This is a genomic window from Microbacterium sp. LMI12-1-1.1 (genome assembly GCF_040676455.1).
Lineage (GTDB): Bacteria > Actinomycetota > Actinomycetes > Actinomycetales > Microbacteriaceae > Microbacterium.
Window position 1 is genome coordinate 361183 of record NZ_JBEGIA010000016.1, and the last position, 14737, is coordinate 375919.

Annotated in this window: 12 protein-coding genes and 1 pseudogene; 2 read left to right on the forward strand and 11 right to left on the reverse strand. The window is 70.6% G+C overall.

Annotated features, from left to right (window positions below; all coding sequences use genetic code 11):
* The 7 genes and pseudogenes from MRBLMI12_RS19715 to MRBLMI12_RS19745 all read right to left on the reverse strand — a co-directional run.
* Positions 1 to 1681, reverse strand: a pseudogene (locus MRBLMI12_RS19715) (hypothetical protein); the annotation flags it as partial.
* A 66-nt stretch (positions 1682 to 1747) separates the two neighbouring features.
* Positions 1748 to 2875, reverse strand: coding sequence for a glycosyltransferase (locus MRBLMI12_RS19720; RefSeq protein ID WP_363357888.1), 1128 nt, complete (start codon positions 2873 to 2875; stop codon positions 1748 to 1750).
* A gap of 3 nt (positions 2876 to 2878) precedes the next feature.
* Positions 2879 to 4348, reverse strand: coding sequence for an LCP family protein (locus tag MRBLMI12_RS19725; RefSeq protein WP_414686238.1), 1470 nt, complete (start codon positions 4346 to 4348; stop codon positions 2879 to 2881).
* The gene (purE, locus tag MRBLMI12_RS19730; protein WP_363358237.1) at positions 4345 to 4812 is read right to left on the reverse strand and encodes a 5-(carboxyamino)imidazole ribonucleotide mutase; all 468 of its coding nucleotides are present in this window, start codon (positions 4810 to 4812) and stop codon (positions 4345 to 4347) included. Before purE ends, MRBLMI12_RS19725 begins: the two co-directional genes overlap by 4 nt.
* A 195-nt stretch (positions 4813 to 5007) precedes the next feature.
* Entirely contained in the window at positions 5008 to 6150 is a 1143-nt protein-coding gene (locus MRBLMI12_RS19735) for a 5-(carboxyamino)imidazole ribonucleotide synthase (RefSeq protein ID WP_363357890.1), read from the reverse strand.
* A gap of 64 nt (positions 6151 to 6214) precedes the next feature.
* Positions 6215 to 6799: a PH domain-containing protein gene (locus MRBLMI12_RS19740; RefSeq protein ID WP_363357891.1), complete on the reverse strand. Its 585-nt coding sequence runs from the start codon at positions 6797 to 6799 to the stop codon at positions 6215 to 6217.
* 267 nt (positions 6800 to 7066) lie between these two features.
* Positions 7067 to 7879: a biotin--[acetyl-CoA-carboxylase] ligase gene (locus tag MRBLMI12_RS19745; RefSeq protein ID WP_363358238.1), complete on the reverse strand. Its 813-nt coding sequence runs from the start codon at positions 7877 to 7879 to the stop codon at positions 7067 to 7069.
* 138 nt (positions 7880 to 8017) lie between these two features.
* Between MRBLMI12_RS19745 and MRBLMI12_RS19750 the strand changes: the two genes are divergently transcribed.
* Both MRBLMI12_RS19750 and MRBLMI12_RS19755 read left to right on the forward strand, forming a co-directional pair.
* On the forward strand, positions 8018 to 9607 hold the full coding sequence (locus tag MRBLMI12_RS19750) for an acyl-CoA carboxylase subunit beta (RefSeq protein WP_404909332.1): 1590 nt from the start codon (positions 8018 to 8020) through the stop codon (positions 9605 to 9607).
* Positions 9604 to 9867 carry an acyl-CoA carboxylase subunit epsilon gene (locus tag MRBLMI12_RS19755; RefSeq protein ID WP_363357892.1) on the forward strand — a complete coding sequence of 88 codons (264 nt, stop codon included), beginning with the start codon at positions 9604 to 9606 and terminating at the stop codon, positions 9865 to 9867. The genes MRBLMI12_RS19750 and MRBLMI12_RS19755 overlap by 4 nt, the downstream gene beginning before the upstream one ends.
* A 466-nt stretch (positions 9868 to 10333) precedes the next feature.
* Here MRBLMI12_RS19755 and MRBLMI12_RS19760 read toward each other — a convergent pair whose 3' ends face one another.
* Genes MRBLMI12_RS19760 through MRBLMI12_RS19775 form a run of 4 tightly spaced genes read right to left on the reverse strand, consistent with a single transcriptional unit; the run spans position 10334 to position 14732 of the window.
* Complete coding sequence (locus MRBLMI12_RS19760; RefSeq protein WP_363357893.1) at positions 10334 to 11431, reverse strand: hypothetical protein; 1098 nt, start codon at positions 11429 to 11431, stop codon at positions 10334 to 10336.
* Positions 11428 to 12678, reverse strand: coding sequence for an ATP-binding protein (locus MRBLMI12_RS19765; protein ID WP_363357894.1), 1251 nt, complete (start codon positions 12676 to 12678; stop codon positions 11428 to 11430). Before MRBLMI12_RS19765 ends, MRBLMI12_RS19760 begins: the two co-directional genes overlap by 4 nt.
* Positions 12668 to 13345 (reverse strand): response regulator transcription factor, encoded by a 678-nt coding sequence (locus tag MRBLMI12_RS19770; RefSeq protein WP_349426758.1) that lies wholly within the window; start codon positions 13343 to 13345, stop codon positions 12668 to 12670. Before MRBLMI12_RS19770 ends, MRBLMI12_RS19765 begins: the two co-directional genes overlap by 11 nt.
* Before the next feature lie 22 nt (positions 13346 to 13367).
* Positions 13368 to 14732, reverse strand: a complete 1365-nt coding sequence (locus MRBLMI12_RS19775) for a class I SAM-dependent RNA methyltransferase (RefSeq protein WP_363357895.1) — start codon at positions 14730 to 14732, stop codon at positions 13368 to 13370.
* Positions 14733 to 14737: the final 5 nt, after the last annotated feature.

The window sequence follows — 14737 nt, forward strand, 5'->3', positions numbered from 1 at the left end:
CGTGCACCTGGATCGGTCCCGTGACATTCGGGTCGATCGCCCAACCAGCGATCGTCAGGTTCCCCGATGACACACCCACCGACTCGAAGTTGCCGAACGGAGCCTTATTGACCGCAGGGGTCGGCGCAGCCACCGTCACAGTACGACAGCCGATGTCGGTGTTGCCGCCGATGACGGCCGTGTTCACGGCGACCGCACACATCGTCGAGGTGCCGGTCGGCAACGAGACTTGTGCTGAGAACCCGTGGTTGGAGCCGGCGGAAGGATATGAAGCTCCCACGTCGGGTCGGGTGCGATCAGCGGTCACCTCGGTGGTGGAGCCACCGACCGCGAGTCGTACCTTGATTGGCGAAGCGGTATCGGGGTCGATGGCCCAGCCGGAGGCAGTAGCCGTTGTGCCCGACACGGTCAGCGATTCCAGGTAACCGATCGGGGCGCTGCCTCCGTCGATGGGGCCGGTCACGGAGACGGTGCCGCACGACAGCAGCTTATTCGTTCCCGCGCCCGCGTTGATGGCGTAGGCACACACCGTGTGCGTGCCGGCAGCGGGTACCTTGACCCGGACGTTGAAACCATGCTTGGAGCCCACGGCCGGATAGGCGGCCCCTACGTCTGGACGTTCGTCGGCGGCCACGAACGCGGTGCCGACCGACCCGACGTAGATGTGCACCTCGATAGGGCTGGTGGTATCGGGGTCCGCGGCCCAACCCGTCACGCGGATGGAGCCGGAGTCGCCCATCATGGACTCGACATTGCCGAACGGATTACCGCCGCCCGTCGTCGAGCCGAACCAGTCCGTGAAGTACTGGAAGAAGTTCCGGTTGCCGTAGCTCGAGCACGCGTCGCCCTCGCCGTAGCCCGCACGCAGCGCTGCGGCGTTGGGCTGATAGGGCGTGTAGTAGTAGAGGTTCGCCGTGGCCTGGTTCTGAATGTAGACGGGGGACGAACCACACGCGGCATCGGGGTTCCAGCGCACGTTCCATGTCTTGCCCGGCGCGTACCACGTGAAGTACTGACTAGTCCCTGGCGGGTTGGCGTACCGCTTCAGCTGCCACGCTGCGCCGTACACCTGGTTGAAGAAGCCGTAGTACCTGGTGTCGCACGCTGCGGTGTCAGGGCAGCCCTGCCCCATCGCGATCGTGTAGCGCCAATCGGACGGCCAAGTGTGCGTGACCAGCCCCTGTTCCTTCTGCAGCATCACGAGGATCGCCTGCGGGTTGATGCCGCATGCCTGCGCAACCTTGTAGATGATCGTCGAGGCGCGCTCACGCATTCCGCCCGGGTAGGCACCGCACATGGCGTCGGCGCTAGTCGCGCGCGACGTGTCGTACCAGTCCTTCAGGCACACATGACCGGATTGACAGCTCGGAACCTTCGACTGGAGGAACTGCTGGATCTGCGCCTCGCCCATCGTCGAACGATCGAAGAACTTCGCATCGCTGATGATGTACCCGGCCTGGAACTGTGAGAGGTCCGCCGTCTTCACAACCCCGCTGGGGACCGCGCCTGCAGCAACCGCGGGCGGACTCTCTATCGCCACCTGACTTGCCGACGCCACCCCCGGCGCAAAGAGCAGGGCCGCGATCAGGCTCAACACCGTCGCGGCGACACCGACTCGGCGTCGCGCAGGCGCGCGACGTTCCCCCCTGTAACCTGCAGCCACGTGAACAGTGTGACGCATGGGACACATGCTAACGCGGCGCCTCGCCGAAGGAATAGCCCGATCTGCGCGGTTATCGAGCCGCCGTCACAGCTCGGCGTGCAGCATCCAGACCTTGTCGGCGGCCTCGCGCCACGAGAACGCCCGCCCGCGATCCCCCGCGAGCACACCGAGCCGCTCCGCCGCCGCGGTGGAGCCGAGCCCCGAAGCCAGAGCCGCACCGAGCCCTTCCGAGAGCTCCGCCACACTCGACGAAGCCACGAGCACTCCCCCGTCGAACACGACCTCGTCCTGCACCGTCGACGCCGCCGCGAACACCGGTACGCCGAGCGTCAGGGCGTCGACGACGCGCCACGGGAACGCCGCGCGACGCGACGGCGCGACGAAGGCGACGGCCGCGCCGAACACCGCGGCACGATCGATCGCTGACAGCACGCCGCGCACGTGCAGCACGCGTTCCGGAATTCCGGCAGCTGACGCGAGATCGGCCACCGCGGGCTCGTGGCCCTCTTCGACGTCGATCACCACGATGGGGAGGTCGACACCGGATGCCGCGACCGCGGCGAGTCCGGCATCCAGCCCCTCCGAGCCGAGCGGCCCGCCCGCCAAAAGGATGAACCCCTCGGGCAGCCCCAGCTCGCGGCGACGGCCCACTTCATCCACCGGCACCGAGAACGTCAGCGGCGACGCGCCGGCGATGACCCGCACGCGGTCGCCCAGTGGCGCGATCTCGAGCAGCCGCGCCGCCAGCGAGTGGGTCGGCACCACCACAGCGTCGGCGTGCTTGACCGCGCGCTTCAGCATCGCCTTGTGCCAGGCGACGACGGCGCGGGGCAGCTCGGCGGGCGACTCCCAAGGGCGGAGGTCCCACACGGTCACCACGGTCTGGTCGTGGTCGTGCACCCGGTCGTGGCGCACGAGCGGCGCGAAGAGCGACGGCGAGTGGATCATGCCGCCGCCGATCCCCGTGCCGACGCCCAGCTGCAGTGCGGCCGCGAGCTCGCGCCGGGGCAGGGCCGTGCGACGCACGCCGACCAGACCCGGCACCGCGTCCAGAGCCCCGTCCGGCCCACCAGCGGGGGCGATCGCCTCGACCTCGCACCCGGAGGGCACACCGAGCACGAGCGCCCGGGCGAGTTCGCGTGACGCCTCGGCGATCTCGGGCTCGGTGGGTGCGACGAGCTGGTCGAGCACGACGCGCAGGGTGGCGACCACGGCTCAGCCCTCGGGCGTCGGGGTCGGCGGGTGGAGCGTCGTCTGCACGAGGTCGGCGATGTACGCGTAGTCGGGGTTGAACTCGTCGATCCCCTCGGCGGGGGTGAGCTCGAGCGTCTGCACCGGCTGCTCCTTGGCCTTCAGCGCGAGGTCGACGAGCGTCGGGATGAGCGACTGCGGCAGATCCGTCTGAATGAGGTCCGAGCCCGCGGTGGCGACCTCCTGGAAGCGCGTCAGGACGACCTGCGGCGTGAACTGCGCGAGGATCGCCGCCTGCAGCTCACGCTGACGCTTCATGCGCGAGAAGTCGTCTGTCGTGTACCGCGAGCGGGCATACCACTGGGCGGTGTCGCCGTCCATGTGCTGCGCACCGGGCTCGATCCAGCCGATGGCCCAGTCCTCAGCGGGCTCACCCGGATACGACGGCCCGCCGCCCTTCGGAAGGCGCTCGGTGACCGTGATGTCGACGCCGCCGAGCGCATCGACGAGAGAGGCGAACCCGTGCATGTCGACGAAGACGTAGTACGGGATCTCGATGCCGAGGATCCCCTCGGCCGCGTCCTTCGTCGCCTCGATGCCCGGCTCGGAGCCGTTCGCCTCGGCATCCGGGTAGAGCGTGGTGCCGTCCTGGCAGACCTCGACCTCGGTGCGCAGCTGGTTGATGCCGCTCCCCCACCCGCAGGTCGGGTCGGCGTGACCCTCGTGCCCGTTCGGGTAGGTGTCCTGCATGGGACCCTCCGCGAACGGGAAGTGGGGCATGTCGCGCGGGATGCCGGTGATCGTGGTCGCACCGGTCGCGGCGTTGACCGACACGACCGAGATGCTGTCGAACCTCATCGAGTCGCGGCCCTCGCCGCTGTCGGCGCCCAGCAGCAGGATGTTGTAGTAGCCGTCCGACGGCGGGACGGTCGGGCCGCTCGCGCCGAAGATCGTGCTGATGGTGCTGCGCGCGGCGCCGACGGCGGTCGATGCGTAGGCGGCGGTGCCGCTGGCGACGACCATGAGCCCGACGGCCACCACAGCGATCGCGAAGCGCGCGCCACGCCCGGTCTTGACGAGGCGCACGAGCCGCAGTGTGTCGATCGTGAGCACGATCCACAGCACGGCATACGCGATCAGCAACCCCTGCGCGATGAGCAGCGGCAGCGGACGAAGCAGTCCGAGCCAGTCGGGCAGCCATGCGCTCGTCACGATGCTGAGTCCCGCAGTCGGGGCGAGCAGCGCGAACAGCAGCGCGATCACGAGGAGCACCCACATCACGAGCGTCGCGCCGATTCCGAATCGACCGAGCCTCCGGTTGCCCGCGAGAACCTGCGCGGACCCGGGAATGAGGAAGTTCAGCCCGACCAGCCACCACCCGCGGCGCGTCATGACGGCGCGGGACGAGGCATCCGGGTGCCGCATCGGGCGCTCTTCGACGACGCCCGGTCGGACCGGACGTACCTTGGCGCTCGGTGGGCTCATCACGCTCACAGCGACTCCTTGAGCCGCCGGTTCTTCTGCTCGACCTGCGCTTCGAGATCGCGGGCGTAAGCCTCGACGCGGTCCGCGATGGCATCGTCCGAGGCACCGAGGATCCGGGCTGCGAGGAGCCCCGCGTTCTTCGCGCCGTTGATCGAGACGGTCGCGACGGGGATGCCGGCGGGCATCTGCACGATGCTCAGCAGCGAGTCCATGCCGTCGAGCGTCGCGAGCTGCACCGGCACGCCGATGACCGGGAGCGCGGTGACCGAGGCGAGCATGCCGGGAAGGTGCGCGGCTCCGCCGGCGCCCGCGATGATGACCCGGAGGCCGCGTGCGCGAGCCTCACGCCCGTAGCGGATGAGCTTGTCGACCGTGCGGTGCGCCGAGACGACCTCGACCTCGTGCGGGATGCCGAAGTCCGTGAGCGCCTGCGAGGCGTCGCTCATGACCCGCCAGTCGGAGTCGGAGCCCATGACGACGCCGACGAGGGGCGCGTCCGAGGCATGAAGGGGCGCAGTCACTCGTCAAGGCTAGGGGCGAAGGCTGGAAGATCCCCGCAACGGCGCGGCAGGTCCGGTCGTTGCGCGAGGAACGAGACGAATGTGCCCGCGCCACGGACCACGTCGGCTCAGCGCGTTTCGTCTCTGCGTTTCGACTCGCGAGCTCGCTCAGCGACCGTCGAGGAAGAAGGATGCCGCGGCGCGCGCCTGGTAGGCCACGTCGTCGAGGTCGTCGCCGACGACGTTGACGTGCCCGACCTTGCGCCCCGGACGCGGTGCCTTGCCGTAGGTGTGGACCTTCGCCTGCGGGTGCTCGTCCATAGCGGCCGCGAAACGCGCGTCCAGCGGGTCGTCCGCCGGCCCGCCGAGGATGTTGACCATCACGGCCCACCCCGCGACCGGATCGGTGTCGCCGAGCGGAAGGTCGAGCACGGCGCGCAGGTGCTGTTCGAACTGGCTGGTCACCGCACCGTCCTGGCTCCAGTGACCGCTGTTGTGCGGGCGCATGGCCAGCTCGTTCACGAGCAGCCGCTCGTCGGTGGTCTCGAACAGCTCGACCGCCAGCATCCCGGTCACGCCCAGTCCTTCGGCGATCGCGACGCCGATCTCGGACGCCACCCGCTGCAGTCGCTCGTTCGAGTGCGGGGCCGGTGCGATCACCTCGGCGCACACCCCGTCGCGCTGGACCGTCTCGACGACGGGGTAGGCCTTCATGGCGCCCGACGGACGACGGGCGACCTGCTGGGCGAGCTCTCTCGTGAAGTCGACGAGCTCCTCGACGAGGAGTGCGCCGCCACGGGCGTCCTCGGCGAGCGTCGCGAACCAGTCCTCGGCCTCGGTGCCCGCCGAGACCACGCGGACGCCCTTGCCGTCGTAGCCCCCGCGGGGAGTCTTCACGACCGCTCGCCCGCCGTGGTCGTCGATGAAGGCCTGCAGCTCCTCGGTGTCGGTGACCGCCGCCCAGTCGGGCTGCGGCATCCCGAGCTCCTGAAGACGGGCCCGCATGACGAGCTTGTCCTGCGCGACCTTGAGCGCATCGGGGCCGGGATGAACGGCGATGCCCTCGCCGACGAGCGCGGCCAGGACGTCCTGCGGCACATGCTCGTGGTCGAAGGTCACGACATCGACGTCGCGCGCGAACGCGAGCACGGTGGCGGCGTCGCGGTAGTCGCCGACGGCCGTGGCGGCGAGGGATGCCGACATCCCCTCGTCTTCGGCGAGCACGCGCAGCTCGACTCCGAGTTCGACCGCCGGCGCGATCATCATGCGGGCCAGCTGGCCACCTCCGACGACTCCGACTCGCAGCGCCATGCCACTCCCTCTCGACTCAAGACTCCCTCCATCATCCCGCACACCGGAATGGCGGACGAGCCGGTCAGGACTGCGGCAGGGGCGGCCGAGGCGGAACAGCAGGCGGCGGACCGGGCGGCAGCGGCTGGGCGTCGCGGTGCGCGAGGATCTGATTCACCTCGACCTGATCGACCAGCGCCTCGTGCACGAGCTCGGCGCTGGGGATGTTGGCGAGCCGCAGCGGCTCGTCGACGCCGTTGGCGAGCGTGATCGTGCCCGCACCCCACATGCGCTGCAGCAGGCCGCGATGGACCTTCAGCGTGTAGCCCCGGACATGTGCCAGCTCCCTGCGCTTCGCCGAGAACACTCCGCGACGCTCCATCACCCGCCGCGTCGTGATCGTGTACACGTGCCCCAGCCACGCGAGGTATGGCAGGACCACGATCAGGAGCACCACGGCGGCGGCCGCGGCGAGCAGCATCCAGTTCTCGAACGGCGCCGGCAGGTTGCCGTAGAAGTACCCGCAGGCACCGGCGACGGCGATGAGCACGAGGGCCGACCACGTGAGCCGGCGCGCATGGGGGCGGAAGCGCGCGACGAGCAGCTCCGGGGTGGGCGCGCCGGGGGCCGGCGTCAGCGGCCTGCCACCGTAGCTCGTCGGCTGCGTCATGTCCCCATTGTGCGGCGAGCCGCCGACAGTCCCGGGTGAACCCGCCGTTTTACGTCATCCGCGCGCGTGTCGTCTCGCTCGTACCTCGCTCGCTCAACGACCGGGGCTCGGATGCCTCGGGACCGGCGTGTGCGCCGGGTGCAGGCGTTTCGTCTCGCTCGTACCTCGCTCGCTCAACGACCGGGGCTCGGATGCCTGGGGGCCGGCGGGTGCTCCGTGCGCAGGCGTTTCGTCTCGCTCGTACCTCGCTCGCTCAGCGAACGGGGCTCAGGAGCGGGGACGGGCTCGCACGTGCACGACGTCGCCGGCCGACACGACGCTCTCGTACTCGCCGTCCTGTACGACGACGAGGCGCCCGTCGGGGTCGACGCGCTGGGCCCGGCCCCACAGCGTCTGGCCGTCGGGCAGCGACACCGCGACGTCGCTTCCCAGAGTGCTGCAGAGCGCCTCGACCTCTGCGAGCACGCCCGAGGCGGCGGCATCCCCGCCGGCGGCGGCCAGCGCGGTGAGCTGTTCGTCGAGGGCGGCGACGTAGTCCGCCAGCAGGCGATCCTCGTCGCACGTCAGACCCACGACCGCGAACGAGGTCGCGGTGTCGACGGGGAGGTCGGCGCGCGGCATCCGTGTGTTCACGCCCGATCCGACGACGACGACATCGGGGTGGCCGGGCACGACCTCGGCGAGGATGCCGCAGACCTTCCCGCCGTCGATCAGCACGTCGTTCGGCCACTTGAGCGTCGCGGTATGCGCAGAGCCTGCGAGCTGCGCACCGATCGCACGCGTCATCGCGGCGCCCGCCAGCAGCGGGATCCAGCCCCTGGCCGCTGCGGGGATCGCCGCGGCATCGATGACGACCGAGACGGCGAGGGCGGATCCGGGCGGCGTCACCCACGTGCGGTCCAGGCGGCCGCGACCCGCGCGCTGGTCTCTGGTCAGCAGCAGCGACAGATGGGGCCATTCGTGCGGGGCGTCGACGACGTGCCGCACGACGTCGGCATTGGTCGAGTCGGTGGTCTCCACGACCTGGACGCGCGGGCTCACGGCTGCCGCGAGCGGGAACCCCTCGGACGAGTACGACATGATGCTCACCGTACGCGCCTCCCCGCGTCGGCGCCGCTCGAGCGGCCGCCCTTCCCGCCGGGGACCCACAGCGGATGCCGCGACCCCTTGTGTGAACCCTCCAACAGATCCCCTGAGCCCGCCGATAGGGTGGAATCCGTGACCGATCAGCCCGACCTCTCGACGACCGCCGGCAAGATCGCCGACCTCCGCGCACGCTTCCAGGAGGCCGTCCTCGATCCCGAGGAGGTCGCGAAGGAGAAGCAGCACGCGAAGGGCAAGGGCACCGCCCGCGAGCGCATCGACATGCTCCTCGACACCGGCAGCTTCGTCGAGCTCGACGAGTACGTGCGCCACCGCACCACGGCGTTCGGCATGGACCGCTCCCGCCCCTACGGCGACTCCGTCGTCAGCGGCGTCGGTACGATCCACGGCCGCACGGTGGCGGTCTACTCGCAGGACTTCTCGACCTTCGGCGGATCGCTCGGCGAGGTCGCCGGCGAGAAGATCATCAAGGTCATGGAGTTCGCCCTCCGCTCCGGCATCCCGATCGTGGGAATCCTGGACTCCGGCGGCGCCCGCATCCAGGAAGGCGTCGTCGCCCTCGGCAAGTACGGCGAGATCTTCCGCCTCAACACCCGAGCATCGGGCGTCATCCCGCAGATCTCGATCATCATGGGCCCGGCTGCCGGTGGTGCCGTGTACTCCCCGGCCCTCACCGACTTCGTCGTGATGGTCGACAAGACCAGCCAGATGTTCGTCACCGGTCCCGACGTGATCAAGACCGTGACCGGCGAGGACGTCGGCATGGAGGAGCTCGGCGGCGCGTACACGCACAACACCCGCTCGGGCGTCGCGCACTACCTCGCCGAGGACGAGGACGACGCGATCGACTACGTCCGCTCGATGCTCGGATTCCTCCCCGACAACAACATGGCCGAGCTGCCCGTCTACGAGAGCGGTTTCGAATTCGAAACCACGGATGCCGACCGCGCGCTGAACGCGATCATCCCCGACTCGCCGAACCAGCCGTACGACATCCACCAGGTGATCCGCGGGATCGTCGACGCCGAGGACTTCCTCGAGGTGCAGCCGCTGTTCGCACCGAACATCGTCATCGGCTTCGGCCGCATCGAGGGCCGCTCCGTGGGAATCATCGCCAACCAGCCCTCGCAGATGGCGGGCACGCTGAACATCGAGGCCGGCGAGAAGGCGAGCCGCTTCGTGCGCTTCTGCGACGCCTTCTCGATTCCGATCGTCACCCTCGTGGACGTTCCGGGCTACCTGCCCGGCACCGACCAGGAGTGGACCGGCGTCATCCGCCGCGGCGCGAAGCTGCTCTACGCGTACGCCGAGGCGACCGTCCCGCTGGTGACCGTGATCCTCCGCAAGGCCTACGGCGGCGCCTACATCGTCATGGGCTCCAAGCAGCTGGGCGCCGATGTGAACCTGGCGTGGCCGACGGCCGAGATCGCCGTTATGGGCGGCCAGGGCGCCGTGAACATCCTCTACCGCGGCGAGATCAAGCGCGCAGAAGAGGCGGGCGAGGATGTCGCCGCCGTGCGGACACGCCTCGCCAACGAGTACACGTACAACGTCGCCTCACCCTTCCTCGCTGCCGAGCGCGGCGAGCTCGACGGCATCATCGAGCCGGCGCAGACGCGGGTCTCCATCGCGAAGGCCCTGCGGGCGCTCCGCGGCAAGCGCGCCAGCCTGCCCCCCAAGAAGCACGGGAACATCCCGCTGTGAGCCTCGCGGACGACCAGGCGGTCCCTGCCGAGGCCGGCGGGGATTCCGCCGCGCCCGACAGCGTCACGATCGACATGCGTCGCGGCACGCCCACGGAGGAGGAGCTCGCAGCGCTCATCGCCGTCGTGAGCGAGGCCTACACCGGCGAGGCGGCAGAGGCCGTCGCCGAGGACCGCGTGCGCCGCACGGGCTGGGAGCTCTCGCAGCGCGCCCGGCGGCAGCCGCTCGACCGCGACCTGGGCTGGGGTCGCTTCGGCTGATCACGCCGCCCTCGTCGGAGGCCTCCAAAGCGCTTGCGCCGGGCTCGTGGGTCTTGTCCCCCGAAATACCTACAGACACAGCCCTTGATACCTGGAGATACTTGATCCGCTGGAACGCTTCTGCGTTCGGTCGGTCCGACTCCGCACTGCGGTATCCCCGGATCTGGCCATGCGGACGGTTTTCGGGTAACCGTCCGCGCAGGCGAGGGGCGGGCGGCTTCGCCGCCCCTCGCCTCCTTCTTCTCCGTTCCCCGCCTGGTTCCTCCCCCTCCTGGCGGGGAGCGAGTACGCCATCCGTGCTCGTGTCCCCGTGCGGCGGCTGCGGCGCTGCGCTGCGCTGACCGAACGCATCCGACTCGTTCGCGTGATGCGACGGCATCCCGACTGGCTCAGCGGTCGCCGATCAGCGCCATGCGAGCCCCGAGCCGCGAGCCGCGAGCACCATCGGAAGCGCCCGCCAGAGCGGTCAGGCCCGGCCGGGGTGCGGGATCTCGAGCCAGAGGTCGACGGAGTCCTCGTCGCTGGGCCCGGCGACGGACGGCGAGCGTCCCACGACCGTGACCGCCACCCGCTCGTCAGGCGAGGTGCGGATGTAGAGCCGGTCGGATGTGGCAGACCGCAGCGCGTCGGCCAGCTGCGCGCGGATGACGCCCAGCTGCTCGTCGTCGACGTCGTCGAGCCCGCCCTCGTCGAGGACCGTGACGTTCGCGCCACGACGCCGCGCACGTTCGAGCTCGGCGCGCACCTCGTCGTCGAGCAGGCGGGGTCCGCGCATCTCATCGCGCAGCTTGCCCTCTGCGATCCGCGCCTCCAGACGGTCGGGATCACTGAGCACTCCTGCGTGAGCGACCGTGCGCGTGAGCACGGGCCCCGCCACTGCGAGCGCCTTCTGCACCTGCACCCGGCGTTCCCGCTGGCGCACGATCTGCGAGGTCTGCCATCCCGTCGCCGCGCGCTGCAGCCGCGTGAGGCGGGACGTGTCGCGGGCGGCCCGGTCCATCGAGAACACCAGCAGCTGCGCGCACGTCACCCAGACGATGGAGCCGACGAGCCCGAGCGCGAGCGCATTCACCGGTCCCATCCAGAGCATCGACGCGACGGTGAGCGCGACGATGCCCGTCCATGCCGTCCATGGGCGACGGCGCACCATGACGATGGTCATGAGCGCGCCGATCCCGCCCAGGTACCAGGTCGCGAACGGTGCCGTGCGCGCGTCGGCTCCCACCGAGACCGAGATCGCGCTCGGCACGATGACCGCACACGCGAGAGCCAGGACCTGCGCGATCGGCGGGAGCCGGACAGGACCGCGGATGCCGTCCACCGCCGTCTTCGCGTCGTCCTCCGCGTGTGCGCCCGTCGCGGGCGACGGGGCAGGAGGCGGCGTGGATCGCGTCGATGCGGGTTCCCAGAAGATGCAGAGCCAGGTGGTCGCGAGATAGAACGCGAGAGTGACCACGACGACGAGGGGCTGCGTGATGGGTCCGGTCCACGAGAGGCCTCGCGCGGCAAGGTACGCCGTGAAGGCGACGGCGAGCACGACCAGGACGTTCTTGACGCTGATCATGCGGCGGACTCCTGCCAGGTGAGCCGCACGACGGTGCCGTGCGGACCGGTCTCGAGATCCGCATGCCCGCCCACGGCGGCGACACGGGCCATGATCGACGCGCGGATGCCCAGCCGGTCGTCCGGGACGGCATCCAGGTCGAAGCCCTCGCCGGCGTCGTGCACCTCGACACGCACGCGCCCGCGGGTCTCCATCACCGCGACGCCGAGGCCGGCGCCGCCGGCGTGCTGGAGGGCGTTCGCCACCGCCTGCGTCGCGGCGAGCGCGAGCGCCCGCGCCACGCGCCCCGGAATGAGCGACCCGGCGTCGTCGAACTCGCGCTGCACGTCGACGTCGACACCCAGCTCGGCGGCGGCCGCGTCGATCTCTGCCGCGAGCGCCGCGACATCCCACGGCTCGTCGGTCCCCTCGTGCGCATCCTGCTCGGTGTTGGCGAGCCGCGTGAGCGCCTCGCGCGCCATGGATGCCGCGAGCGTGCGCTCTCGCGGCGTGCTCGCCCGCTCCGCGGCGATCAGCGCTGCCAGCACGCTGTCGTGCATGAGGGCTGCGACGGCCACGCGCTCCTGCTCCGCGGCATCCGCCGCCGCCGCCTGCGCGTAGGAGGCGACCGCCCGGGCACGCGTCTCGTCGACGTTGACGGCGATCGAGCGGAACAGCCAGCCCAGTGTGAGGATCACGCCGCCGAGGATGAGGGCGAACGAGACGTCCAGTCCGACGGTCATCCAGTAGTCGCTGTCGAAGTCGACCTGCATCATCCGCACCAGCCCGAAGAGGACCGGGGCGAGGATCGTCCAGCCGATCTGCAGCGGGAAGGGGAAGGCCAGCACCGCGGCGAGGGTCGCGAGGTTGACCAAGTACCAGATCCACGGCTCTTCGATGCCCGCCGGCGTCACTCCCGCGGTGGCGATCGGCCAGGCGACCAGCGCGAGCACGTAGACGAGAGCGAAGACACCCGCAGCCACCCGGACGCCGCGCCCGATGACGCACGCGAGGATCATCACCGCGAGAGTGCCGAACACCGAGATCATCAGGGCTTCGTGCCACCCGGGCCGCTCGTCGGTCGAGCCCAGCGCCGCAAGGAACGCCTGGACGCCGAGGATCAGCGATCCGAAGGCGCCGCCGACGAGCGAGATGATCCGCTCCACGCGTGAACGCGTGAACGACCCGACGCCCGCAGTCGCCTGCGGCGAGTGGGGAATCTGACCCCACGCCGTGTCGAGCACGCCGGTCTGCGCGTCAACGGCCACGCGCACTGTCTCCTGGGTCGGCTGATGGCTCGACGAGGATGCCGTCTTCGACGGCGCGGTGCAGCAGGTCGATCTTGGTGGGAGCGGGGCGCCCGACCTCGACGTACTTGACGCGGATGCGCGTGATGTTCTCCTTCGCCGTCGAGTACGCGACCCCGAGGCGGTCGGCGACGACCTTCAGCGGAAGGCCGGCGGCGTAGAGTCGCAGCACGTCGCGTTCCCGGGCCGACAGCTGCGCGTCGGCGAATGCGCGGTCGCCCTCGACGGCGCTGGCCCACTCGACGTTGTTGAGCGGCTCGCCGCGCGCCACCGTGCGCACCGCTGCGATCACGTCGCCGATGGGCGAGGACTTGCTGACGACACCGGCAGCGCCGGCGGCCAGGGCTTCGCGCACCGCTGCCGGGCGGTCGGCGACACTGTGGATGATGACACTCGACCCGTCGAGCACCAGGCGCCGCACGTTCTCGGTCACCGTTGTGCCATCGCCGAGCGTCAGATCGAGCACCACGACGTCAGCCGGCGGCTGGCGCGATCGTGCCCGCCACTCCACATATTCGGTCACGGTGCTGCCCGAGAAGGCGACGTTCATCGCCTCCGCACGGACGCAGGCCGCCTCCAGCCCGAGCCGTACCGATTCGTGGTCGTCGATGAAGGCCACGCGCGTCATTCCGCCAGCCTAGCCACGTGCGTCACCCGCGGGTGAGAACCGCCACGGCTTCGACGTGATGCGAGTTCGGGAAAAGATCCAGGGCGTCGACGCTCGCCAGGTCGTAGCCGCCGGCGCGGAAGGTGGCGATGTCGCGGGAGAGCGCCACGGGATCGCAGGCGACGTAGACGACCGTCTTCGGCGAGAGCGCCGTGATGTGCTCGACGACCTCGCGTCCTGCTCCCGAGCGCGGCGGGTCGAGGAGGACGACTCCCCGGGACAGGCGCTCTCGTTCGGAGGCGGATGCCTCGGCGGCGAGCCGCGCCAGCCAGCGGTCGACCCGGGCAGTCTCGGCCCGGGCGCCGACCCAGTCGACGAGATTCTCGCCCGCGTGCTCGGTGGCGCGCGCGTCGGATTCGACGCTCGTCACTCGCGTCGACGGCCCGCCGAGCTCACCGAGGGTCGCCGCGAACAATCCCACGCCGCCGTAGAGGTCCAGATGCCACGCGTCGGGGTCGACGGCAGGAGCATCTCCCGGGAGGATGCTCACCGCGGCCGACACGGCCGTGGTCAGCGTGTGCGCCGCAAGCCTGTGGACCTGCCAGAAGCCGCCGGCGTCGACGCGGAACTCCCGGCCGCCGACGCGTTCGACCACGACCTCGGGCGCGGGCGTCTTGCCGGAACGCCGCCCGGGTGCCAGGCGGCTACCGCGCCCACGCCGGGTGGCGGCATCCCGATGCGTCTGTCGCCGGGGCAGCACCCGCACGCGACCGTCCGCGGGCTGTACGAGATCGATGCGGCCGGGCTCGCCGCCGCGCAGCTCGAGCGCGGTGCGCTCGACTTCCGCGGTCGCGAGCGGCAGGTCCTCGAGCGGCACCACGCGATGGCTGCGCGCCGCGTACTGCCCGACGTTGCCGTCGTCGTCGACGTGCAGGCTCACCCGCGTGCGCCACCCGGTGCCGTCGACGGTCTCGCCGTCGGCGTCCTGGGCGCCGCCCTCGGTGCCGTCCGGCGTCGGCGGAGCAGAGACGGCGCTCATCGTCGCCGTGGGCGCGTCGATGCGGCCGAAGCGCTGAAGGGCGTCGAGCAGGACCTCGAGCTTGAGGCTGCGCTGATGCGCGAGCTCGATATGGCCGAAGTCGGCGCCGCCGGGGCGCTGCTCGGGCGGCACGTCGACATCGGCCTGCCGCCAGACGTGGAGCTGGCGATGCGGCGACGCCTCGAGAACCTCGAGCGTCTCGGCACGCCAGAACGACGACTTGGCCGTGTCGGTGAGGCGCACGCGGACACGCTCCCCCGGAATCGTGTCGGGCACGAACACGACGCGTCCCTCGTGCCGGGCGACGAAGACGCCGCCATGGGCGACGCCCGTGATGTCGAGGTCGAGGAGGTCGCCGGTTCCGCTCATCCGTC

Coding starts and splice junctions, on each gene's coding strand:
- purE (WP_363358237.1), bottom strand. CDS start 4,812: ATGGGCTCCGACTCCGACTGGCGGGTCATGAGCGACGCCTCGCAGGCG.
- MRBLMI12_RS19735 (WP_363357890.1), bottom strand. CDS start 6,150: ATGGCGCTGCGAGTCGGAGTCGTCGGAGGTGGCCAGCTGGCCCGCATG.
- MRBLMI12_RS19740 (WP_363357891.1), bottom strand. CDS start 6,799: ATGACGCAGCCGACGAGCTACGGTGGCAGGCCGCTGACGCCGGCCCCC.
- MRBLMI12_RS19745 (WP_363358238.1), bottom strand. CDS start 7,879: ATGTCGTACTCGTCCGAGGGGTTCCCGCTCGCGGCAGCCGTGAGCCCG.
- MRBLMI12_RS19760 (WP_363357893.1), bottom strand. CDS start 11,431: ATGATCAGCGTCAAGAACGTCCTGGTCGTGCTCGCCGTCGCCTTCACG.
- MRBLMI12_RS19770 (WP_349426758.1), bottom strand. CDS start 13,345: ATGACGCGCGTGGCCTTCATCGACGACCACGAATCGGTACGGCTCGGG.
- MRBLMI12_RS19775 (WP_363357895.1), bottom strand. CDS start 14,732: ATGAGCGGAACCGGCGACCTCCTCGACCTCGACATCACGGGCGTCGCC.